This is a genomic window from Planococcus sp. TJ-302 (assembly GCF_058268455.1).
Window position 1 is genome coordinate 1,223,130 of the sequence record NZ_JBZDOI010000001.1, and the last position, 23,241, is coordinate 1,246,370.

Consider the following 23,241-nt stretch of genomic DNA (forward strand, 5'->3'; position numbering starts at 1 on the left):
TTGCTTTCAGTCATTTAGTTAAGTAAGCCCAGGCGTATTGAGCGTATAATTCAGCACCGGTTGCCATGGCGTCTTCATCGATATTGAACTTACCGTGGTGGTGGGCCCATTCGGTATCTTTCCCGGCGTTCCCGCTGCCTACAAGCGCAAAGCTGCCTGGTACTTTATCCAGGTAAAAGGAGAAGTCCTCCCCTCCCATTGTCGGTTTTTCATCAAATACCGATTCTTCACCAAATGCTTCCGCTGCCACCTTCTGGACTAGTTGCGCGCTTTCTTCGCCATTAATCACGGCTTGTGTGCCGCGGATATATTCCACATGGGCTGTGCCGCCATAAACAGCAGCAGTATGCTCTGCGTAAATTTTTAATTGTTTTTCAATATGGTCCCGGATATCCGGATTAAAACAGCGTACGGTTCCTTCAAGTTCCGCATTTTCAGCAATGACGTTAAAGCGTGTACCGACTGTCATCTTGCCGATAGTCACCACCGCAGGCTGCTGAGGATCAATCGTCCGGGATACAACCGACTGCACGTTCATAACAAAGGCCGATGCGATGATGGCTGCGTCGATGCAGTCTTGCGGCATCGCGCCGTGTCCGCCCTGCCCTTTGAAATGCACACTGAAAATGTCCGCCGAAGCGAAAGAAGGCCCAGGCTGGCACGCTACTTTATGCGTCGGCATTTGTGACCAGATGTGGATGCCGAAAACATCATCCACTCCGTCGACAGCCCCTTGGCTGACCATTGCCTTCGCTCCTGTAGCCACCTCTTCTGCCGGTTGGAAAATAAATCGAACGCTGCCAGGAATCTGTTCTTTAACAGCAACAAGCGCTTTCGCCGCTGCAAGCAGCATCGCCGTGTGGGCATCATGTCCGCAGGCATGCATTTTGCCAGCTTGGGCTGACCTAAATGGCAGATCTTCATTTAATTCGTGCACCGATAAAGCGTCCATATCCGCCCGGAGCGCAACCGTTTTTCCAGCCCTCCCCCCTGTAAGCGTACCAATAACCCCAGTAGGTTCTGTCTTTCGGCAATCAATCCCGAGCTCTGTCAAATAATCATAAACAAACTCGGAAGTCTTAAACTCTTCCCACGACAATTCCGGTTCGCTGTGGAGCTTTCTGCGGATATCGATCATTTCTACGCTATTGTCCTGAATCGCTTTTTTGATGGTTTCATTGATCATGAGTTAGAACCTCCATTTTTATAGGAAGCCGACAAATATTCCGGCTAGAATGACGGAAACAATCGTCACGGTAATAAATCCAGCAACAAGCATTGGCGGCAGCATATGGCTGGTCAACACTTCACGCTCTTGTTCATCTTTTGTCAACGAATTGATGACTTCCACAGTGATGACGTAATCCGCCGGGAATCCATAAAGGGCCGTCAAAGACACAGCAAAAGCCATTTCTTTGCTGACTTTCAGCAATTTTCCGACGATGAAAGAAAACACATACATACCCGCTACCCCTAACGCAATCAAGGTAACAAGCGGATAAATGATTTCAAGCATCATGCTTGGCGTCGCATTCTTCAAACCGTCGAAGACGAATAATAGCAATCCAAGGATTGCGAAACCGAATCCGTTCGCTTTTTGGAGCGGATGACGCTCAAGGAAACCGATGCTGCGTGCTACTACGCCAAAGAATAGACACAAGACAAATGGACTGATTTCTACATAGGGAGCAGCCAGGGTAGATACCAAGTATGCTGCATAGCCGACGAGGGCCAAACGGAAGAATTTGAAGAAATCGGTATTATATTCTGGTGGTATTTTAGCGAACATTTTTGGTTCGCGTACTTCTTCATTCGGTTTAGCTTTTTCATCTTTAGGGCCACTTTCCTTGAGCATCAATTCATTGTTTCTATATTTCTCCAATAGCGAACGTCCTTCGCGTTTGAGCATGATCGAAGTCAGCGGATAGCCAGCAAAGCCCTGCATGACGTAGATGACGATTGCGAAAACCGCCAATGTCGGCAAGCCTGCTGCCTCTGCACCTTCGGACATGATCAATGCGGAAACAACACCACCAACCAATGGCGGAATTGCCACTACGACTGTTTGGAAATCGAAAAGCAGCATACCGATGCCAAACAGGGCTGCAATGATCCCCAGGATACCGGACAAAGCGATCAAAATAGTTTTCCATTGTGCTTTCAGCTCTTGAACCGACAGCAGCGTACCCATATTAGTGATTAATAGATAAATGAGCACTGTGACAACAGCCGGCGGAATGCCTGCTATCGCTACGATTTCTGGAGGGAAGAACGTCCAGTACCCCAGCAAGAATAAGAATCCGCTGATAAAAATAGAAGGAATCCAAGCTTTTGTGCGAATCGAAACAACTTCGCCGATGAACAAAATAAATGCTAAAATCGAAAATGCCAACATTTGAGCCATACGTTTTTGCCTCCTAATCTATATCCTTCAACAATCCTTTAACCGAATAAAGGATTGTTGACATCTTAGCATAATTTTTTGCTTAAGAAAATAGAATAAATGCACAATTTAGAAATTGCCAATTCTTTTGAAAACGATTACAATTGCATTGTATTGTGCGTTTAGCTTTGTAAAACTTGATATTATATTTCCCTGCTACTTTACCATGGTTTATCTTTCCCGGTTAGAGGTATGTGGATAGAATAGTTATTTATAGAAGGAGGCTGTATGGATGGAAGGTAAAAATTATATCAATGGTGAGTGGAACACAGAAGGAGACGGCGTCATCAACGTCATGAACCCAGCAACCGGTGAACAAGTCGGAACGGTTCCGAACGGCGGCGAAAAAGAAGCGACTGCTGCTGTCGAAGCTGCTGCTGCCGCATTCCCCGGATGGTCCAAGACAACTGCGTATGAACGCGCTGAACTTTTGATGAAATGGCATGATTTGCTTTTGGAACATAAAGAAGAAGTCGGCGAGATCTTGACGAAGGAAATGGGCAAGCCACTTGCTGAAGCCATCGGTGAAGTTGAATACTCCGCTTCGTTCATCTCATGGTTCGCCGAGGAAGGCAAGCGGCTATATGGCCGCACGATTCCAGCGAGCAAAGAAGGCAAACGGATTCAAATCAATAAGCAGCCGGTAGGCGTTGTGGTGTCAATTACACCCTGGAATTTCCCTGCAGCGATGATGGCGCGCAAAATGGCTCCTGCGCTCGCAGCAGGCTGTACATTCGTTTCCAAACCAGCGAAGCTGACGCCACTTACTGCTGTGCGCATGTTTGAACTGGCGGAAGAAGCCGGATTTCCGAAAGGCGTCATTAATCTGGTGACAGGCAGTGCTAGCAAAATCGGTAAAGTCTTCACCAGCCACCCTGATGTGCGGAAGTTGACCTTTACCGGTTCAACGGAAATCGGCAAAGAATTGATGAAGCAAAGTTCAGAAAATATGCTTAACCTGTCGCTTGAACTGGGCGGACATGCACCAATCATCGTGCTGGACGATGCAAATCTTGATCTGGCTGTCGAAGGCGTAGTGGCTTCCAAATTCCGCAACGCTGGCCAAACTTGTGTTTGCGGAAACCGGATCTACGTCCAATCGGGTATTGCAGATGAATTCTCGAAACGCCTGCAGGAAGCGACCGCGAAGCTGAAAGTCGGAAACGGCATGGATGAAGGCGTGACGATTGGGCCGTTGGTTGATAAAGACGGATATGTAAAAGTCCAACAACATGTTCAGGACGCAGTTTCCAAAGGCGCGAAAGTATTGATTGGCGGTGACGGTTCAACGGATAACGATTCCTATTTCTATAATCCGACTGTGCTGGTAAATGCGAGTTCCGATATGCTGGTCATGCACGAAGAAACGTTCGGCCCTGTTGCGCCGATCATGACATTCGAAAAAGATGAAGAAGCAATTAAGCTGGCAAATGATACACGCTTTGGCTTGGCCGCTTATTTCTTCACTGACAGCATGACGCGTGGTACTTATATTGCTGAAAACCTGGATTACGGCATTGTGGGATGGAACGACGGAGCGCCGTCAACCGCTCAAGCGCCATTCGGCGGCATGAAAGAAAGCGGAATTGGACGCGAAGGCGGCCAAGAAGGCCTCGAAGCCTTTGTCGAAACCAAATACATTTCCATCAAAATCTAGTTACGCAAAAAAAAAGCGGTCCGGGAATATACCCGGACCGCTTTTTCGCGTGCTAGACCACTGTCTCAAACGATTTTATACCCGATGTGCTCGGTTTAGTAAAACTGCAATCGTAATGCGGAAATAGTTCACTTAAAGAGTTGCAGATTTCTTGCTCCCGGCCTTCTGGAGCTACGATGAACAGTGAAGGGCCCGCTCCGCTGATAGCAGAACCATATGCCCCTGCCGCCCGGCAGGCCTGGCGTATCCTATCGAACTCTGGAAATCTGCTTTGCCGGAAAGGTTCATGGAAAGCATCCTTTTCCATCATGCGTCCCGCCATCCGCCAATCGCCGCGCACCAATGCGGCTGATAAAACATTGCCGGCCGCACTGCTTCGAATTGCCGTGCCGTATGCAAGACTCTCTGGCAGCAGCCCTCTCGATTCCGAAGTCAAAAATTCAGTTGGCGGCACCATCAGCACTACTCCTACTGCAGCATCCGGAATGTGGACCACTTCCAAATCCTCGCCATCCGCATAGGAAATTGTCAATCCGCCCATGAGCGAAGCTGAAATATTATCAGGATGCCCTTCCATTTCCGTGCCGATTGCCACTTTTTCCTTCATCGGCATATCGATTCCCAGCAAACACACGCAAATTTCTATGCCGCCGGCAATGGCAGAAGCGCTGCTCCCGAGACCACGGCCGAGAGGGATGTCCGTCTCCACAAAAAGTTTGGCAGGCGGCAAGGTTCGACCTATCTTGCTGGCTGTGTGCATTGCCGCTTCGACGATTAAATTTTCGGCGGCACCGGATAAGTGGCTGTAGCTTTCATCCTTGTATTCAACGTGCCATTGTTCAGCACGGGAAACGTGGATCGTCAATTGGAGGTCTAAAGCAAGGCCGATCGAGTCGAAGCCGGGCCCCAAGTTTGCAGTCGAAGCCGGCACGATGACTGTGAAATCCGTCCACATCATACCTTAACTCCTTTTTTCAAATCCTCCCAGAACCGCTCCATGTCTTCAGGGGCCAGCTGTGCTTTGTCGGCATTGACCGCAATGGCGGTTTCAGGGTCTTTCAAGCCATTGCCAGTCAATACAGCAACAATCGATGCCCCTTTTTTGATGCTGCCGTTTTCTACTTGTTTTTTTATGCCGGCAATTGATGCACAAGATGCCGGTTCTGCAAATACACCTTCTGTCGAAGCCAGCATTTGGTAGGCTTCCAATATTTCTTCGTCAGTCGCTTCCAAAATTGTACCTCTTGATTCATCCAATGCATTAAGCGCAAGCTGCCAGCTCGCTGGATTGCCGATGCGGATTGCTGTCGCTACCGTTTCCGGATTGTCGAACACCCGGTTATGGACAATCGGCGCCGCGCCCGATGCCTGAACGCCCAATAATTCTGGCCGTTTCGCCCCTGTTTTTTCAGCGTATTCGCTGAAGCCTTTCCATGAAGCGGAAATATTGCCAGCGTTGCCGACCGGCAACGCGAAGATATCCGGTACTTTCCCGAGCTGGTCAATCACTTCGAATGCAATTGTTTTCTGCCCTTCCAGGCGGTAAGGGTTCACCGAATTCACCAATGCAATGCCGGCTTCTTCCCCTACTTCACGAACCATCCGGAGAGCTTCGTCAAAATTGCCCTTGATCTCCAGTATTTCGGCGCCGTACATTTTGGCTTGCGCCAATTTTCCAAGTGCGATGCGCCCTTCCGGAATAACGACGATTGTGCGCATGCCAGCTCTTGCGCCGTAAGCAGCAGCCGATGCTGAAGTATTGCCCGTCGAAGCGCAGACGAGCACCCTTTTGCCTTCTTCTTTCGCTTTTGCCACTGCCATGACCATTCCGCGGTCTTTGAATGAGCCCGTCGGATTCGCCCCTTCCAGCTTAACGTATAAATCGATGCCCCATCGCGCGGACAATTTATCCAAACGGACCAATGGCGTGTTGCCTTCTTGCAGCGTTAATGCCGGTGTGTTTTCATTGACCGGCAGCCATTCTTTGTATTGCTCTATCAAACCAGGCCATCTCATGCCGATTCCTCCCCTTCAATGCGGTAATGGCTGATGACGCTAGCCGTGCCTTCCAAATCGCCTAACACATTCAAATGCTGCTGGCGGGAAATGCGGTGTGTCAATAAAACCAATTCCGCTTTGCCTTCCTCTTCCGCTGGATGCTGCATAACCGATTGGATGCTTGCGCCATGCTTGCCATATATCGACGTCATTTTCGATAATACGCCCACTTCATCGTTGACCAAAACGCGGTGGAAATACTTTGCAAATTGCTTCGATTCCGGCTTCATGACCCGCTCGTGCTGCGCCGAATGGACGCGCTTGCCATTGACTTCCAGCAATAGATTGCGGCAAGCCGCGATAATATCAGAAACGACTGATGTGGCAGTCGGCAAGGAACCCGCTCCTGGACCGTACAGCATCGTCTCGCCGACCGCATCGCCGTGGATATAAACAGCGTTGTATTCGTTGTTCACAGACGCTAGCGGATGTGAACTTGCCATAAATACAGGTTCAACGGCTACTTCAATGCCATCTTCGTCTTTTTTCGATGAACCGATCATTTTCATTGTATAGCCGAAATTGGCAGCCATGTCGAGGTCGCCATCGCGGATTTCTTTCATGCCCCGGACGAGCACATCATCCAGATGGACCTCGGTGGAAAACGCCAGCGATGATAAGATGACCATTTTCCGTGCTGCATCCAGTCCGTCGACGTCTGCAGATGGATCTGCTTCCGCGTAGCCGAGCCTTGTCGCTTCGGCGAGTGCATCCCTGTAGCTCATATTTTCTTTTTTCATTTTTGTCAGGATGAAATTGGTCGTACCATTGACGATTCCCATCAGGCTTCTGATGCGGTCGGATGCGAGTCCGTCTTCGAGCGTACGGATGATTGGAATTCCGCCAGCTACACTCGCTTCGTAAAACAAATCGCATTTTTGTTCATCGGCGAGCTTCAATAATTCATGGCCGTATTCCGCCATGACATCCTTATTCGCTGTCACAACTTGTTTGCCGGCTTTCAAGGCTTCCTCAATGGCATTTTTAGCGCCACTGATGCCGCCCATCACTTCAACAATGATATCTAATGAAGGATCATTCAATAATTCATGAATATCTGTGCAAAACACAGACGGATCCAGACTGGATAGTCTTTCTTTGTTAATATCCTTGATCAGGACTTTTTTGATGGTTACCTGAACGCCCAACTTATGGCGTAAATCCTGCTGATGCTGTTGCAGGATGGTCGCTACACCGCTTCCTACTGTCCCGAGTCCTAATAATCCGATTGAAATTTCATTTTTCATTGACGATTCCCCCTAGGCTGTGTACACTGTGAAAATACAGTTGTTTTTTGCATAAGGACATTATAGTATTATATAAATTTGAAAGCAACCCTTAATCCCACAAAGATTGGATCTGATGAGATGAAAGTAAGTAAATTCGGCGGCACTTCAGTCGCTAGCGCCGCCCAAATAAAAAAAGTGGCAAACATCATCAAAGCGGATCCAAGCCGGCGCATTGTCGTCGTTTCCGCCCCCGGCAAACGATTTGACAGTGATGTGAAAGTGACAGATCTGCTGATCCGGCTGGCAAACGCCTCGCTGGCCGGCGAACCCGTTGACCGAGCGTTGGACGATGTGTTGGCCCGTTACCGGGAAATCGCTCTAGACCTCGGGCTTGGCGACAATATCGCCTCCATCATAGCGGATGACTTGACTCGCCACTTAGCCGCATCGAAAGAAAATCCTTCCTTGTATTTTGATCAATTAAAAGCTAGCGGTGAAGACAATTCCGCTAAGTTGATCGCAGCATATTTAACTTCAATCGGCCTTCCTGCCGAATACATCAATCCGCAAGACGGCGGACTCGTCGTCAACCATCCGCCGGCGCGTGTCCAGGCACTTCCAGAATCTTACGCCAATCTTTCGGCACTCCGCAATCGCCAAGCAATAAGCATATTCCCAGGATTTTTCGGTTTTACGGAAAGCGGCATGCTGCGAACATTCGATCGCGGCGGCTCCGATATTACCGGCTCTATTCTTGCAGCGGCTGTCGGCGCCGAACTTTACGAGAATTTTACAGACGTCGATTGTGTGTTTGCGGCCAACCCGAAAGCTGTCGACAACCCGATGGAAATCGAAAAAATGACATACCGGGAAATGCGTGAATTATCCTATGCGGGTTTTGCCGTGCTCCATGATGAAGCATTGATGCCCGCTTTCAAAGCATCCGTGCCAGTGTGCATCAAAAACACGAATAATCCGTTTTCTAAAGGAACGATGATTGTTGCCGAGAGGGATTCTTCTGTACGGCCGGTGACTGGTATTTCAGCTGATAGCGGATTTTCCACCTTATATGTCAGTAAATATTTAATGAACCGTGAAATCGGATTCGGGCGCAAATTGCTGCAGATTCTTGAAGAAGAACAGGTTTCCTATGAACACATCCCTTCGGGCATCGACAACCTTTCCGTCATCGTCAGAAGTTACCAATTGACGCCAGGCAAAGAACAGCGCATCGTCGACCGCATCAAAAACGAATTACATGCAGACGATGTTTCATTCAGCAGCGGCTTTTCGATGGTCGTCTTGGTGGGTGAAGGCATGAAATACACGACCGGGCTTGCTGCCCGCGCGACGCTGGCGATTGCCCGCACAGGTGCCAACATCGAAATGATCAACCAAGGCTCTTCGGAGGTCAGCTTGGTGTTCGGTGTTTTGCAAAAAGACGAAACGAAAATCCTGCAAGAACTCTACAGCGAATTCTTCACTCCGGTATTCGCCGGTTAAACTTTCCCCTGCGTACAACGGCAGGGGCTTTTTTTGCGGCAAGACAGGAAATCATTTCTAGTAATCAGAAAATTATGATATTATGGAATCATTCTGAAGGGAGGCTTTTTAATGACAGGAATTATCAAACCGAACCCGAAATTGTACGTGATGGATAACGGCCAGCTCAGCATGGATAAGAATTACATGATTTCCATGCACAACCCGGCAAGCGCGGAAAATCCGAATGTGCCAAATGAGCTGGTGAAATTCCCAGTTTATACCGTCCTGATCGACCATCCGGATGGGAAAATCCTTTTCGACACAGCCTGCAATCCCGAATCTACCGGCTTGAACGGGCGCTGGGGCACCGCGACTCAGTCACTGTTCCCGCTCGATATGCCAGAAGAGTGCTACCTCCACCATCGACTGGAAGAACTCGGCGTACGGCCTGAAGACATCAAGTACGTCGTTGCTTCCCACCTTCACCTAGACCACGCGGGTTGTCTCGAACTCTTCACAAACGCCACCATCATCGTTCATGAAGACGAATTGAATGGCGCTCTCCAAACATACGCAAGAAACACCAAAGAAGGCGCATATATCTGGGGGGATATCGACGCTTGGATTAAAAATAACCTCCAATGGAAAACTGTGCGCCGGACTGAAGACGGATTAAAACTTGCAGAAGGCATCCATCTCCTTAACTTCGGCAGCGGCCATGCCTGGGGAATGCTCGGACTGCACATCAATTTGCCGGAGACCGGTGGAATCATTCTTGCTTCAGATGCCATCTACACGGCGGAAAGTTATGGTCCGCCCGTGAAACCGCCAGGCATCCTTTACGATTCCGTCGGCTATACCTCGACCGTCGAACGCATTCGGCGCATTGCGCAAGAAACGAATTCCGACGTCTGGTTCGGGCACGACGCAGCGCAGTTCAGCAAATTCCGCAAATCCACTGAAGGCTATTACGAATAATGGAGGACATGATCCATGACTGTTTCTAAATTGGTTTTCGCCCCTTTAAGCTATACCGGTTGGGGGTCACTTGAACAGCTGATTCCGGAGATTGAGCGCTTTTCGCCCAATAAAATCCTCCTCGTCACCGATCCGATGCTCGAAAAAATCGGACTGTCTGATCGAGTGGCGAAACCTGTCCGGGACGCCGGCTTTGATATAGCGCTCTACACCGACGTCGTGCCGGAGCCGCCGCTTGAAACCGGCGAGAAATTGGCAGCATTCACACGCGATAACGGCTTTGATCTCGTTATCGGAGTTGGCGGCGGAAGCGCGCTTGACTTGGCAAAACTTGCAGCAATCATGGCAACGCATGAAGGGCCTGTCGCAGACTACCTGAATTTGACCGGAACGCGCAAAATTGAACACCAAGCACTTCCCCTCGTCCTGATTCCGACAACTTCCGGCACTGGTTCCGAAGTGACGAGTATTGCCGTATTGTCGCTCGAGTCATCCAAAGATGTCATCACGCACGACAATATGATCGCGAGTGTAGCGATTGTCGACCCGCAGCTGACGATTTCAGTGCCGCCGAAAGTGACCGCTGCGACCGGCATCGACGCTTTGACACATGCAGTCGAAGCCTATATTTCGATTAATGCCAGCCCTGCGACAGACGGCTTGGCATTGCACGCCATCCGGCTTATCTCGAAATCGCTGCGCATTGCCGTTAAAGATGGTGAAAACAAGCAAGCGCGCACGGACATGAGCCAAGGCAGCTATTTGGCTGGACTCGCATTTTTCAATGCAGGCGTCGCGGGCGTCCATGCATTAGCTTATCCGCTTGGTGGCCAATTCCACATTCCGCATGGCGATTCAAACGCAGTATTGCTGCCTTACGTCATGAGCTATATCCGCAAGAGCTGTCCGAAACGCATGGCGGATATCCTTGAAGCGCTTGGCGGCAACCCAAGTTTCCTATCGGAAGAAGAAGCATCCTATAAATGCGTCGATGAGTTGAAGCGCATTGTGGAAGATGTCGGCATCCCTTCGACCCTGTCCGGATTCGATGTGCCGGAGTCTGCGCTCGACAGTCTGACAGCGGACGGCGTCAAACAAAAACGGATTCTCGCCAGAAGTCCACTGCCGCTCGAAGAAGCGGATATCCGGAAAATCTATCAGTCTGCATTCGACGGCGTCCCTATAGAACCCGCCACATAAAAACAAGCCCGAACCGCTTTTGCGGTTCGGGCTTGTTTTATTTCCACTGTTCTTGCAGCGGTCCGTTCTTGCCGTAAACAGGATCTGTCTGCGGCAGCGGTGTATTTTGAATGTCTTCGAGCACATAAGGCCGTTCTTCCGCATTGCCGGTTTTCAAGTTATAGCTGACGCCGTTCGGATAAGCCCCGATAACTTCAAAATCAGCTGATGCTTCGATTTTCTTATGGCCGGTGCCTGCCGGCAGAACGACCACATCCCCGGCTTTCACCTTCACCTGTTCGCCCTGCTCCCCGCCAAGCTGTAAAGTCGCCGAACCCGCACGGACTCCAAGCGCTTCATGAGTGTTGCTGTGGTAATGGTGGTAATCGAAAACTCCGCCGCTCCAACTATTGTGCCAATTATGGCGGTTGAACACCTCTTCGATTTCTTGCGGATTTTCTTTGAATGCAGCGGGGTAAAATAAAACATTCAACGACGGGTTGTTCGGTATTTCGCCGTCGTCTTCGAAATGGAAAAACTGTTCATTCGCCATTATGCGCCAACCCCTTTCATTTATAGGGACTTTACCCCATGCAAGGCTTTATTAATCGCGCCAGCTGTCCTTTGCTCCACTCAAAATCCAAGTCTCCCCCTGACGCTTGCCGCATAGTTTTGGCTGACCGGCAGCAAGGAACCGTCTTTCATCGTCAGCTGGTAATTGGAAGCCATATCGCGGGTGATCTCTTCTATATGATGGATGTTTACAATATATGCGCGGTGGATCGGCAGAAAAAAGTCCGGCAATTGATTGCGCAGGTTTTTCAATGTATGGATCGAACAATACGTGTCATCTTCTGTATAGAACCATGTTTTCTTCTGACTGCTTTCAATATGAGAAACGCGTTCCACCGAAACCGGCCGCCACGCTTCATCCAATTTGCCTGTCAGGAACTTCAGCGGCTGCAATCTGCAGACAGCGAAGTCAGGTGGCAGAATGATGACGACGACACCCCTTTTGCCATCAAGTTCCACAGGGTAGCCGATACCATAATACGCTGTGCCAAGCACCGATTCTTCCACTAACATCTCGACACGCCGCTGTTCCTTGCCGGCCCGCGCCGCTATGCTACCTGGAATGACGGGCTGGCCTTCAGCAATCCTCAGGTCATAGGCGCCCGATTTATAGTAGATATAACAACCTTCTGCCGCAATCGCAATCGAAGCCTCTTTCGGAACCCAGTCCCCAATAATCGCCCCCATCTGCTCCAATACCTTGTTTTCCATCCCTTCGCTCCCCTTCCATCTGCTGTTATCGTGAGATTTCCGCTTTTGTCGCTGCATATCCGCTTTTATCCAATTTTCAAGACAGTCAAACTATTCTGTTATATATTAATATACATTAAAAATAACTGTATTAATACAGTTAATAAAATCTTTTATTCGAAAGGGATGAATTGGATATGGCGAACAAACAACAGCAAGCACAGGAACTGAAAAAGAGTTGGGAACAGGACAGCAGATGGAACGGCATTGAACGCCCATATACGGCAGAGGAAGTCGTGAAGTTGCGCGGTTCGGTACTCATTGAACATACACTGGCGAAAAAAGGGGCAGAACGCCTCTTCCAGTCAATCCATGAAATGGATTTTGTCAATGCACTTGGCGCATTGACCGGCAACCAGGCTGTGCAACAAGTAAAAGCAGGCTTGCAAGCCATCTACTTGAGCGGCTGGCAAGTAGCGGCGGACGCCAACTCCGCCGGCCAGATGTACCCGGACCAAAGCTTATATCCGGTCAATTCTGTGCCGGATGTGGTGAAAAAGATCAACCGCGCATTGCAGCGTGCAGACCAGATTGACAGCGTTGAAAATACGGAAGGCTTCGACTGGTATGCGCCGATTGTCGCGGATGCAGAAGCGGGATTCGGCGGACCGCTGAATGTCTTCGAATTGATGAAATCGATGATCGAAGCTGGCGCTGCAGGCGTCCACTTTGAAGATCAACTCGCTTCGGAAAAGAAATGCGGCCATTTAGGCGGCAAAGTATTGCTGCCGACACAAAATGCGGTAAGAAACCTTGTATCTGCCCGCCTGGCAGCCGATGTTCTTGGCGTTTCGACATTGATCATCGCCCGCACTGACGCAGATGCGGCTGACTTGATCACAAGCGACATCGATCCGCGAGACCATCAATTCATCACCGGCGAACGGACGCCTGAAGGCTTCTACCGGACAAACGCCGGCATCGACCAAGCCATCTCGCGTGGATTGGCTTATGCGCCATACGCAGACTTGGTGTGGTGTGAAACGTCGCATCCGAACTTGGAAGAAGCTCAAGCATTCGCGGACGCGATCCATGCCGAGTTCCCTGGCAAACTGCTTGCTTACAATTGCTCGCCTTCATTCAACTGGGAAGCGAAACTTGATAAAGAAACCATCGCGAAGTTCCAAGTCGAACTTGGCAAGATGGGCTATAAATTCCAGTTTGTTACGCTTGCCGGCTTCCATGCCTTGAACCACAGCATGTTCGAACTGGCGCACGATTACAAAGACCATGGCATGGCGGCATATTCGAAATTGCAGCAGGCTGAATTCGCCAACGAAGCAAAAGGCTATACGGCAACTCGCCACCAGCGAGAAGTCGGCACCGGCTATTTTGATGAAGTATCGCAGGTCATCTCCGGCGGTACCTCTTCGACAACTGCCATGAGCGGTTCTACTGAATCTGCCCAATTCACAGCGGCGAAATGAAAGGATGATCTCTTTGCTGACAAAATCGACAATTCTCATCACAGGCGGGCCAGTCCCGCAGATGGAAAAGATCTTGACGCCAGAAGCCTTGGAATTCATTGAAAACCTGCATGCAAACTTTAACCAGCGCCGCGAAGAGCTGCTGGAACGGCGACAGCTTCGCCAGCAAGAAATAGATGCCGGCAAAGCGCTTGATTTCCTGCCCGAAACAAAGCATATCCGCGATGGTGATTGGACGATCGCCCCATTGCCTTGGGATATGCAGGACCGGCGCGTCGAAATCACCGGTCCGGCCAACCGCAAGATGCTCATCAACGCATTGAATTCCGGTGCAAAGATGTTCATGGCGGACCTGGAAGACGCGACTGCGCCAAACTGGTTCAATGTCATCGATGGACAAGTGAACTTGGCCGACGCCGTGCGCCGCCAAATCGACTTTGAAGCGCCGGATACGGGCAAGGCCTACAAGCTTAATCCCGAGACGGCTGTGCTGATGGTGCGCCCCCGCGGATGGCACCTATTAGAGAAGAATATCGAAATCGACGGCAAGCCGATATCTGGCAGCCTGGTCGACTTCGGGCTTTATTTCTTCCACAACGCCAAGGAATTGAAGGACCGCGGGACGGGGCCATACTTCTACCTTCCTAAGCTCGAAAGCCATCTGGAAGCGCGCCTTTGGAACGATGTCTTCGTTTTTGCACAAGATGAACTCGGCATCCCCAAAGGTACGATTCGGGCGACGGTTCTGATTGAGACCATTCTTGCAGCATTTGAAATGGATGAAATCCTTTACGAGCTGCGCGACCATTCAGCCGGCTTGAACTGCGGCCGTTGGGATTATATTTTCAGTGTCATCAAGCGCATGCGCAACCGACCGGAATATCTCTTCCCTGACCGGTCGCAAGTCACGATGACAGTGCCATTTATGCGGGCCTATACCCGCCTCTGTATCCAGACATGCCACCGGCGCGGTGCACCGGCGCTCGGCGGGATGGCGGCACAGATTCCGGTCAAAGGGGATTCCGAAGCCAACGACGCCGCATTCCAAAAAGTGCGCGAAGATAAGCGCCGTGAAGCAATTGACGGACACGACGGCACATGGGTCGCACATCCAGGAATGGTGGCCGTTGCGATGGAGGAATTCAACGAGTCTATGCCAACGTCAAACCAAATCGCCAAACAGCGAGAAACCATTGAAGTTTCTGCCCAAGACCTGCTCGAAGTTCCAGCAGGCACCATTACAGAAGACGGACTGCGTTCCAATATATCCGTAGGCATCCAATACATCGCATCTTGGCTGTCTGGCAACGGCGCCGCTCCCATCAATCATTTGATGGAAGATGCGGCAACAGCCGAAATCTCACGCTCCCAAGTCTGGCAATGGATCCGCCATCCGAAAGGTGTTCTGGATGATGGCCAAAAAATCACCGTGACTTTATTCCATGAAATCACGGAACAGGAAAACGAAAAAATACGGGAAGCGGTTGGTGCTGAGAAATACCAGTCCGGACATTACGAAGAAGCACGCGAGTTGTTTACTCAACTCACATTGCAAAGTGATTTTGCCGAGTTTTTGACACTGCCAGGGTATCAACTACTAAACTAACCTATTGGAGGAGATCATTATGAAAAACATGCAAACTTACGGAATGCGCCCTAAAAAAGAATGCCAGGAATGCGGTTGTGAAATCAAAGAGCAGCGCGAATCGATCAACTACGAATGCGAACGCTGCAGCGCGAATAAAGACGAATAGTGTTTACTGGGACGTCCTTACGGGGGCGTCTCTTTTTGCTTGTGGAAAGTATTTGGCGTTGCTGGGACAGTATTTGTCGGTGTTAGGACTGTATTTTGATGCTGACGGACCGTATTCGCGAGTGATGGGACAGTATTTTGTTCCGCATAGGAATAAAATATTAAATTTTCCAAGTAAAAAGGCATTCCAGCTCTCACTGGAATGCCTTTCGCTATTAGCTTTGATCAGAAGATTTGATCCGGTAAACGGTATCATCCTCTACTGTGTTGAACACTTCGATAAAGCGCGTCCCCTGGCCGCTTTTCCCTGCCACATCGTCCGCGACAACCGCTGCAGGTTCAATGACGCGGGAATCGAAATCCTCCATCAAACTTTGCAACCCATCGTAGCTGTCGATGCCTTTGTCCTTTTTTACTTTGTTGAAAAGCTGTTCCGATTCCGGTTCCGTCAGCTCCACGTATCCTACTGTAATGCGCTGTATACCCATGGTTACAACCTCCCGCACAATTTCTCTTCCTATACCCACGGAAACAAGTTGGATAAACCTGCCATAGCCTCAGCCCCGCCTTTCCGTTATGATGGGTGAAGGAAAAAATTTATGAACCGGAGTGAATGCTATGCGCGTTGCGATATTCGATTTTGATGGGACCTTATATTCCAAAGAAACTTTTGGGCTGATGATGGAGCATTTGAAGAACCACCCTGTCCACAGCAAGCGCTACCGCCAATTCTACCGCGCGATCATGCCGCCTTATATCGGCTCGAAACTGAAGCTCGTATCGGTTAAAAAGATGCGGGAAAGTTCTGTTCAGGCTTATTTAGCGGCACTCGAAAGCTTTACGCAAAGTGAACTGGAAGCCTATTTCCGCGAAATCGCCGACAGAATGCACGGCGATTTCAATCCAGAAGTTGTCGAACGGCTGAAGCGCCATGTTCAGAATGATGATTACATCATGCTCGTATCGGGTGCTTTCACTCCGCTATTGCACGCCGTGACGGAAAATCTGCCGATCCGCACAATCATTGGTACGGAAATCCCATATGCGCAAAATATCCTTGATCTCCGCGCCAAGATTTCGCATGTCCAAGGCCCATTGAAAACGGAGAAAATCATACAAGCGCTTGCAGGAGAAGACGTGGATTGGGCAAACAGCTCCGCTTACGGAGACAGCCATTCTGATTTGCCTGTGCTCGAGCTTGTGGGCAATCCTGTCGCAGTGCGGCCGGAACCACGTTTGCGGGCAGTTGCAGAGCAGCGCCACTGGGAAATCATTTAATCTGCAGGAGGAAATTCAATGGAACCGACTCACACCCGCCTATTGGTGGATAATTATAAAGAATGCTTCGCTTTTTATCGGGACGTCCTGGGATTCGATGTGAAAACAGGCGATGAAAATTCCGCTGAAGCTGATTTGCAATTCAATCATTGTACGGTGGAACTTATCGAACGGAGCCGCATGGCGCCTGGCTTCGACTCTCCTTCTTCGCCAGACACACTAGGGACTGTAATTTTCGAAGTCGAAAATACCGAAGCCGCTTACGAAAAACTAAAGCATTCCGTGAAATTCATCACTTCCCCGACAGCCCAAGGCGGCCAGGGCAGCAAAGTGGCCCATTTCAGAGACCCTTCCGGCACGCTGATTGAACTGAACGAAGCGATCGCAGGTTAATAGCTCCAATGCAAAAGCAGCCGTCTGTCATAAACGGCTGCTTTTTAATATTCTCCCAACACTTCGATGCAGATTTTTATGCCCCGGACGAGGTCCGCGTGAGACCAACTTGGAATTTTACCGTGTTCGATTCCAAGTTCATGCGAAGCCGGGATGTGAATAAAACCCGTATGCATGCTCGGTTTCATCGTTTCCGCGAAATGCAAGCCTTCGTACATGACGTTATTGCATAGATAAGCGCCAGCAGTATTGGAAATATCCGCAGGCAGTCCTTCAGTTTTGAGCCGATCAACCATCTGCCGTGCCGGCAAAGTGGTGAGGTATGCCGACTTGCCGCTTTCTCTTATCGGTTCATCCACCGGCTGATGCCCTTCATTGTCCGGTTCGCCGTCTTTGACGTTGATGGCGATGCGTTCGGGTGTGATTTTATAGCGCCCTGCTGCAAGGCCAAGTGAAATGACCGCGTCTGGCTCAACCTCTTCGATATGCGACAGCAAATGCTGGCCGGATAAATGAAAATCAACCGGCAGCACTTTGCTGATGATCGTAAAGCCGCCGATTTCTTTTCCATCCAGTTCTGCAACAATCCGCATCGTTGGATTGACGGTAAATGCCAAAAACGGTTCAAATCCTGTAAGTAATAGTTTTTTCATAATCCCCCTCCATTCTCCGCCATTATACGCCAGAATCCGAAAATCCTAAACCTGTCCCTCTCTATGAAAATAAAACTTTGCAAATTCCATGATTTTTGTTAAAATGCATACAGATGAATATTTATCCAAATATACTCATATAGGGGGAAAAACATTGACTATTACTAAAAAACACACATTAGCTGTTTTATTTGCATCATCTGCTTTGCTTATTGGAGCTTGCGGAAGCGATACTCCGGAATCCGGTGGTTCAGGCGCTTCTGAAGAAGACAAAGTCTTAGAAATGGGAACTTCAGCAGAATTCCCGCCATTCGAATCGCGTGATGCATCCGGTGAATTCGTCGGATTCGACATCGATATGGCTAATCTCATTGCTGAGGAAATGGGCTATGAATTGAAAATCACCGACATGAAATTCGATGGTTTGATCGGCGCATTGCAGAACGATCGTGTCGATATGGTAATTGCGGGCATGTCAGCGACTGAAGCACGCAAAGAAAACGTCGATTTCTCGACAGAATACCATTTCTCAGGAGAAATGTTCGTAACCCCGAAAGACTCAGATGTGAAAACGCTTGAAGACCTCGAAGGCAAAAAAGTTGGTGTCCAGCTTGGTACAATCCAGGAAGAAGGCGCTAAGGCCATTATCAAAGAAGAAGGCATAAACTTTGAATTAAAAGCGTTGGATGATTCCGGCGCATTGATCCAGGAAATCCTTTCTGGCCGCATCGATGCAGCTTACATGGACAAAGAAGTAGCAAAAGGCTATATCGAAGCGCAGGACTTAGGCGCCTTTGATGATCCGACAACTTCTTCACCAGGTATGGCTGTCGCATTCCCTAAGGGCAGTGAATTGGTGGAAGAAGTCAATGCTGTCCTCGCTGATCTGGAAGAAAGCGGCGAATTGGAAGAATTGAAGAAAAAGTGGAAGATTGAAGAATAAAAGACATTCCATTGAGCGGCGGGCTTTGTCCGCCGCTCACTATTTATTAGAACATCCCCATTGCCGGGATGAATCTTCAAAAGAAAAGAGTTGTAACTTATGAATTTGGACTTTTCACAAATGGTTCCTTATATCCCCTTTATCCTGGAAGGGATTTGGGTCACATTAAAATTCGTGATTGTCGCAATCATCCTCGGTTCGATTCTGGGAACGATTTTGGCATTGTTCAAAATCGGCTCGATCAAACCGCTGCGCTGGTTCGCTGACGCGTATACATCGATATTCCGCGGCACGCCCCTGATCCTGCAATTGATGATCATCTATTATTCGATTCCGCAGCTGACCGGCTATGACATCTCGCCTTTCTTGTCCGCGATTTTGGCATTTGGCTTGAACTCATCCGCTTATATTTCTGAAATTATCCGCGCCGGTATCCAAGCGGTCGACAAAGGGCAAATGGAAGCTGCTCAAGCTCTCGGCATTCCCTACCGTGCCATGATGAAAGATATCATCTTGCCGCAGGCGCTGAAAAATATCCTGCCGGCGTTGATGAACGAATTTATCACATTGACGAAAGAATCTGCAATCGTTTCAACGATCGGCTATCTCGATTTGATGCGCCGCGCGCAAGTGGTCGGCTCTGATTTATTCCGCAACTTTGAACCGCTGCTGTTCGTCGGCTTGATTTACTGGTGCCTGGTTATGGGATTGACTGTACTTGGCAGAATGTTTGAACGGAGGCTGAAGCAAAGTGATTAAAGTGGAGCATTTGTACAAGAAATTTGGATCCAACGAAGTACTGACAGACATTACTGCTGAAATAAAAAAAGGCGAAGTAGTTTCCATCATCGGCCCTTCCGGCTCAGGAAAATCGACGTTTCTGCGCTGCTTGAACATGCTGGAGATTCCGACAGCCGGAAAAGTGATCATTAATGGGCAGGACCTGACAGGACCGAAAAAGGATGTACAGAAAATCCGCCAGCAAATCGGCATGGTGTTCCAGCATTTCCACTTGTTCCCGCATTTGACGGTTCTTGAAAACCTGACATACGCTCCGATGAAAGTGAAAGGCGAGAATAAAGCGCTGGCTGAAGAAAAAGCGCGTGCGTTATTGCTGCGCGTCGGCCTGTCAGAAAAAGAGAAAGCTTATCCGAGCAGCTTGTCCGGCGGCCAGAAACAGCGTGTGGCAATCGCCCGGGCGTTGGCGATGGAACCTGAATTGATGCTTTTTGATGAACCGACATCCGCACTTGATCCTGAAATGGTCAAAGAAGTGTTGGATGTTATGAAAGATTTGGCGAAATCCGGTATGACGATGGCTGTTGTGACGCATGAAATGGGCTTTGCACGGGAAGTCGCAGACCGCGTGCTGTTCCTGGATCACGGCGTCCTTGTCGAAGAAGGAGAGCCGCGGGAATTCTTTGCATCCCCGAAAACCGAACGAGCCCGGGATTTCCTGGAGAAAGTATTATGAAAGATGCCTCTTGGGGCATCTTTTTTTGTCGATTTGTTCATATCCATCCCCTATTTCCCGCCTCAGCTCCCCGCGCGGCCATGATATAATCAACGGTGAAGAAAAAAATTGAGGTGTCCCCCGAATGTTAAGGAAAATCATTGTTTTATTTGCAGTCGCATTTTTTATGGTGCTCATCATGTTCACTGGAATGATGTTCATGACCAATACAACAGAAATCTATTCACAAGATGATATAAAGTTGGAGATCGAAAAACCAGCTTTCTTTACGCTGGCAGAACCGGACGCAGACGGCAAGCGGAACATTACGCTATTCAGCTTGCCGCTCGGCAGCTATACGTTAACGGAGCGACAATTAGACAATGGCACCACAATTGTTTTCGAACATCTTGAAAACACAAGCTGGCTGCCGTTCGTCGTCTCTATGAATACAGCAGGCATCGGAGACGCAGACGTGCGTTCTTGGAACCCCGAACCCGGCATGCGCACAACAGATCCGGAATACGGCAACGACCCGACTACTAATCCATACGGCATCATCGCGATGGATTCTGCTGAAATCCTGCAAGGCAATATTTACGTTTCACGGAATCTGGCGCTTGGAAATGGCGATCCAGTCAACGAATTGCGCCATGAAATAACGGAATTGACAATCGAAGAAGGCAAACTTCTGAAAAACTTTTGGCTTCCGCCGAAGCATCAAGCTGACAGCTGGTTTATGATGTCGCCGGAACCCTTCTTCAGCACTCCCCAAGACGAGGGAGCATGGATCTCGCACACGGCTCAAAATCCACGCGAACGGTTGAATTGGCTGACACCGGAAGGGCCAATGGTGAAGATTCCCCTGACTGATGATCTACGCACAGAAATGGCTTATAGCGCATCTTCTAATACCGCTGAAGCAATAGCAGAGGAATGGCAAAAAGATTCTCCAGCTGTCTATTTCGAAAGCATCCTGTTGAATGCCGAAGCAACCGAACAGCAATAACCAAAACCCGCTCGAGCCACAAGCTCTGGCGGGTTTTGTTTTCAATAAAAAGCATTGAAACTTTATTAATGACGGAATAGTCAGTATAATAAAGCATATAGACGTCCGCCTTCCTTCACTGGCTTTAATCAAACATCAGCGGAAAGGAGGTCTTTCCAATGGCCAAAATCAGAATCGATCCGCAGGAAACACCGCGCGAAATCGAAGAAGATTATAATGCTGCCCAAAACATGATTGGCGAAGGCGCACCAGATTATGCCAACTCGAAAGATGACGATGCACCCCAGGAAATCAAAATTGAAGCGCAGCAAGCTAAACGGCTCCAATAGCTTCCACTCCTTGCACCGCCAAATCCTGGCGGTGCTTTTTATTGCACAAAAAAATCCCCGCCAAAGCAATTGCTTTAGCAGAGACATGGTATTTATTCCATCATATCGCCAAGAAGGCTGTAAGAACGCAGGCGGTCTTCAAGATGAAAAATCTGGGAATTGACAATGACTTCGTTCGCCCGGGTTTTATTGATAAAGTTCCGCAGCTTTTCGCGGACCACATCCGGTGTGCCGACAATCATCGATTCTGAAGCCAGTTTTTCTTTGAAAATGGCAATTTCACGGTCCGACCAAACCTTTTCGAGATCATCGATCGGCGGCTGGAAATGGGTCGGCATACCTCGCATCAGCGCAAACATCTGCTGCTGGCCGGATGTTGCAAGCCATTCCGCCCTCTCCTGTGTATCCGCTGCAATGACATTGACGCCGACCATGGCATACGGCTCTTTCAATGCGGCGGAAGGTTTAAAGTTCTGGTGGTAGAGCTGCAAAGCCTGCATCGTGTAGTCCGGCGCAAAATGGCTGGCAAATGAAAATGGCAAGCCTTTAATCGCCGCAAGCCTAGCACTGAAGCCGCTTGAACCAAGCAGCCAAAGCGGCACATCCAGACCGGTTCCAGGAAAAGCGCGGACGCTGCCTTTTGGATTTTCGGAAAAATAGTTTTGCAGTTCTTCTACTTGCTGTGGAAACTCATCCCCGCTGCTGTGCAACGTTCGGCGCAGCGCATAAGCTGTCGCCTGGTCGCTCCCGGGCGCGCGCCCTAAACCAAGGTCAATGCGGCCGGGGTACAGCGATTCAAGCGTACCGAATTGCTCTGCGATAACGAGCGGCGCATGGTTCGGCAGCATGACGCCTCCTGAACCTACACGGATCCGCTTTGTTTGCCCGGCAATGTGGCCGATTAAAACTGATGTCGCAGAACTGCCGATGCCCGGCATATTATGGTGCTCAGCAAGCCAAAGCCGGTTAAAACCTAATTTCTCTACATGCTGCGCCAATTCGACGCTGTTCTTGAATGATTGAGCCGCATCGCTGTCTGCGTTGACCGGCGCCAAGTCCAGTACAGCCAATGGTATGTTTTCGAATTTTTTACTAGTCATCATTCATCACTCCTCACTTTTACAAGTGTAGCGGTATTTTCTTTTTTCTACACGGTTCCTGCTCAGCACCCAGAAAAACCAGTCAATTGCTGTTCCCGATAATGTTTTCAAGGCGCTTGGTTTTCTTGAACGCATCCCTTCTTACCTAGTCAAGATAGACTTTTCCGATGTCCATTCAAGATGAAACGACAGTTCGTTCAACTTTTTCGTAATTCAAATTAACCGGAAAGAAACAGAGCCATCTCAACTTTCTGATCTACAAATAATTTTTTAAAAATTTAAACTTTCCCTTGTAAAATTCGCCCTGCTGTATTAAAGTAAACTTTATCTAAAGGCGCTGTTTGATCGGTGGACCTTTACCCTGCACGCACATTAAAACTTCATATTTTATTTCTTATCTAGAGAGACGGAGGGATTTGGCCCTGTGAAGTCTCAGCAACCAGCCCTTATGGCTACGGTGCTAATTCCAATAAGCCTCGGCTTAGAAGATGAGAAGATTAGGTTCCCAAAACAGGGGCTTTCTTCTTTTTCAAGAAGCGAGCCCCTGTTTT

24 protein-coding genes and 1 riboswitch are annotated in these 23,241 nt (G+C 49.1%); of the genes, 14 read left to right on the forward strand and 10 right to left on the reverse strand.

Annotated features, from left to right (window positions below; genetic code table 11):
- Positions 1–10 precede the first annotated feature (10 nt).
- Together AC4EHB_RS06215 and AC4EHB_RS06220 are read right to left on the reverse strand one after the other, a co-directional pair.
- Complete coding sequence (locus AC4EHB_RS06215) at positions 11–1,186, reverse strand: amidohydrolase (RefSeq protein ID WP_490980940.1); 1,176 nt, start codon at positions 1,184–1,186, stop codon at positions 11–13.
- Between the two features lie 18 nt (positions 1,187–1,204).
- Positions 1,205–2,404, reverse strand: a complete 1,200-nt coding sequence (locus tag AC4EHB_RS06220) for a hypothetical protein (protein WP_490974701.1) — start codon at positions 2,402–2,404, stop codon at positions 1,205–1,207.
- 271 nt (positions 2,405–2,675) lie between these two features.
- On the opposite strand from AC4EHB_RS06220, the gene AC4EHB_RS06225 reads away from it, so the two are divergent.
- Positions 2,676–4,100, forward strand: coding sequence for an NAD-dependent succinate-semialdehyde dehydrogenase (locus AC4EHB_RS06225; protein ID WP_490980941.1), 1,425 nt, complete (start codon positions 2,676–2,678; stop codon positions 4,098–4,100).
- A 52-nt stretch (positions 4,101–4,152) separates the two neighbouring features.
- Here the strand turns inward: AC4EHB_RS06225 and thrB are convergent, their stop codons facing one another.
- The 3 genes from thrB to AC4EHB_RS06240 are packed head-to-tail and all read right to left on the reverse strand — an operon-like array spanning position 4,153 to position 7,405.
- The gene (thrB, locus tag AC4EHB_RS06230; protein ID WP_490980942.1) at positions 4,153–5,058 is read right to left on the reverse strand and encodes a homoserine kinase; all 906 of its coding nucleotides are present in this window, start codon (positions 5,056–5,058) and stop codon (positions 4,153–4,155) included.
- Positions 5,055–6,116 carry a threonine synthase gene (gene thrC, locus AC4EHB_RS06235; protein WP_490980943.1) on the reverse strand — a complete coding sequence of 354 codons (1,062 nt, stop codon included), beginning with the start codon at positions 6,114–6,116 and terminating at the stop codon, positions 5,055–5,057. The genes thrB and thrC overlap by 4 nt, the downstream gene beginning before the upstream one ends.
- A complete protein-coding gene (locus tag AC4EHB_RS06240) occupies positions 6,113–7,405 on the reverse strand; it encodes a homoserine dehydrogenase (protein WP_490974705.1) in 1,293 nt (430 codons plus the stop codon). The genes thrC and AC4EHB_RS06240 overlap by 4 nt, the downstream gene beginning before the upstream one ends.
- Positions 7,406–7,525: 120 nt before the next feature.
- Here AC4EHB_RS06240 and AC4EHB_RS06245 point away from each other — a divergent pair, with 120 nt between their 5' ends.
- The 3 genes from AC4EHB_RS06245 (at position 7,526) to AC4EHB_RS06255 (ending at position 11,050) form a co-directional block, all read left to right on the forward strand.
- Complete coding sequence (locus tag AC4EHB_RS06245; RefSeq protein ID WP_490980944.1) at positions 7,526–8,890, forward strand: aspartate kinase; 1,365 nt, start codon at positions 7,526–7,528, stop codon at positions 8,888–8,890.
- A gap of 111 nt (positions 8,891–9,001) precedes the next feature.
- The gene (ahlS, locus tag AC4EHB_RS06250; protein WP_490974707.1) at positions 9,002–9,850 is read left to right on the forward strand and encodes an AhlS family quorum-quenching N-acyl homoserine lactonase; all 849 of its coding nucleotides are present in this window, start codon (positions 9,002–9,004) and stop codon (positions 9,848–9,850) included.
- Positions 9,851–9,865: 15 nt separating this feature from the next.
- A complete protein-coding gene (locus AC4EHB_RS06255) occupies positions 9,866–11,050 on the forward strand; it encodes an iron-containing alcohol dehydrogenase (RefSeq protein ID WP_490980945.1) in 1,185 nt (394 codons plus the stop codon).
- 37 nt (positions 11,051–11,087) lie between these two features.
- On the opposite strand, the gene AC4EHB_RS06260 is transcribed toward AC4EHB_RS06255, so the two are convergent.
- Both AC4EHB_RS06260 and AC4EHB_RS06265 read right to left on the reverse strand, forming a co-directional pair.
- Positions 11,088–11,582: a cupin domain-containing protein gene (locus AC4EHB_RS06260; protein WP_490974709.1), complete on the reverse strand. Its 495-nt coding sequence runs from the start codon at positions 11,580–11,582 to the stop codon at positions 11,088–11,090.
- 80 nt (positions 11,583–11,662) lie between these two features.
- Complete coding sequence (locus AC4EHB_RS06265) at positions 11,663–12,313, reverse strand: LytTR family DNA-binding domain-containing protein (RefSeq protein WP_490980946.1); 651 nt, start codon at positions 12,311–12,313, stop codon at positions 11,663–11,665.
- A 176-nt stretch (positions 12,314–12,489) separates the two neighbouring features.
- On the opposite strand from AC4EHB_RS06265, the gene aceA reads away from it, so the two are divergent.
- The 3 genes from aceA to yhfH are packed head-to-tail and all read left to right on the forward strand — an operon-like array spanning position 12,490 to position 15,533.
- The gene (gene aceA, locus AC4EHB_RS06270; RefSeq protein WP_490980947.1) at positions 12,490–13,779 is read left to right on the forward strand and encodes an isocitrate lyase; all 1,290 of its coding nucleotides are present in this window, start codon (positions 12,490–12,492) and stop codon (positions 13,777–13,779) included.
- A 4-nt stretch (positions 13,780–13,783) separates the two neighbouring features.
- The gene (gene aceB / locus AC4EHB_RS06275) at positions 13,784–15,385 is read left to right on the forward strand and encodes a malate synthase A (protein ID WP_490980948.1); all 1,602 of its coding nucleotides are present in this window, start codon (positions 13,784–13,786) and stop codon (positions 15,383–15,385) included.
- Positions 15,386–15,404: 19 nt separating this feature from the next.
- Positions 15,405–15,533: a protein YhfH gene (gene yhfH, locus AC4EHB_RS06280; RefSeq protein WP_135500417.1), complete on the forward strand. Its 129-nt coding sequence runs from the start codon at positions 15,405–15,407 to the stop codon at positions 15,531–15,533.
- Positions 15,534–15,747: 214 nt separating this feature from the next.
- On the opposite strand, the gene AC4EHB_RS06285 is transcribed toward yhfH, so the two are convergent.
- Entirely contained in the window at positions 15,748–16,020 is a 273-nt protein-coding gene (locus AC4EHB_RS06285) for a hypothetical protein (protein ID WP_490974714.1), read from the reverse strand.
- 130 nt (positions 16,021–16,150) lie between these two features.
- Between AC4EHB_RS06285 and AC4EHB_RS06290 the strand changes: the two genes are divergently transcribed.
- Positions 16,151–16,810, forward strand: coding sequence for an HAD family hydrolase (locus AC4EHB_RS06290; protein WP_490980949.1), 660 nt, complete (start codon positions 16,151–16,153; stop codon positions 16,808–16,810).
- A gap of 18 nt (positions 16,811–16,828) precedes the next feature.
- Positions 16,829–17,203 carry a VOC family protein gene (locus tag AC4EHB_RS06295; RefSeq protein WP_490974716.1) on the forward strand — a complete coding sequence of 125 codons (375 nt, stop codon included), beginning with the start codon at positions 16,829–16,831 and terminating at the stop codon, positions 17,201–17,203.
- Positions 17,204–17,247: 44 nt separating this feature from the next.
- On the opposite strand, the gene pcp is transcribed toward AC4EHB_RS06295, so the two are convergent.
- Positions 17,248–17,856, reverse strand: coding sequence for a pyroglutamyl-peptidase I (gene pcp, locus AC4EHB_RS06300; RefSeq protein WP_490974717.1), 609 nt, complete (start codon positions 17,854–17,856; stop codon positions 17,248–17,250).
- 160 nt (positions 17,857–18,016) lie between these two features.
- Between pcp and AC4EHB_RS06305 the strand changes: the two genes are divergently transcribed.
- From AC4EHB_RS06305 to AC4EHB_RS06325, 5 genes are all read left to right on the forward strand, one after another.
- Entirely contained in the window at positions 18,017–18,799 is a 783-nt protein-coding gene (locus AC4EHB_RS06305) for a transporter substrate-binding domain-containing protein (RefSeq protein WP_490981496.1), read from the forward strand.
- A gap of 99 nt (positions 18,800–18,898) precedes the next feature.
- Positions 18,899–19,558, forward strand: coding sequence for an amino acid ABC transporter permease (locus AC4EHB_RS06310; RefSeq protein WP_135500423.1), 660 nt, complete (start codon positions 18,899–18,901; stop codon positions 19,556–19,558).
- Positions 19,551–20,273, forward strand: a complete 723-nt coding sequence (locus AC4EHB_RS06315) for an amino acid ABC transporter ATP-binding protein (protein WP_490974718.1) — start codon at positions 19,551–19,553, stop codon at positions 20,271–20,273. Before AC4EHB_RS06310 ends, AC4EHB_RS06315 begins: the two co-directional genes overlap by 8 nt.
- Before the next feature lie 124 nt (positions 20,274–20,397).
- Positions 20,398–21,261, forward strand: a complete 864-nt coding sequence (locus tag AC4EHB_RS06320; RefSeq protein WP_490980950.1) for a hypothetical protein — start codon at positions 20,398–20,400, stop codon at positions 21,259–21,261.
- Between the two features lie 158 nt (positions 21,262–21,419).
- Positions 21,420–21,590 (forward strand): hypothetical protein, encoded by a 171-nt coding sequence (locus AC4EHB_RS06325; protein WP_490974720.1) that lies wholly within the window; start codon positions 21,420–21,422, stop codon positions 21,588–21,590.
- Positions 21,591–21,682: 92 nt separating this feature from the next.
- Here AC4EHB_RS06325 and AC4EHB_RS06330 read toward each other — a convergent pair whose 3' ends face one another.
- A complete protein-coding gene (locus AC4EHB_RS06330; protein ID WP_490980951.1) occupies positions 21,683–22,690 on the reverse strand; it encodes an LLM class flavin-dependent oxidoreductase in 1,008 nt (335 codons plus the stop codon).
- A 391-nt stretch (positions 22,691–23,081) separates the two neighbouring features.
- A riboswitch (SAM riboswitch) is annotated at positions 23,082–23,185 on the forward strand.
- The last annotated feature ends 56 nt before the right edge of the window (positions 23,186–23,241 follow it).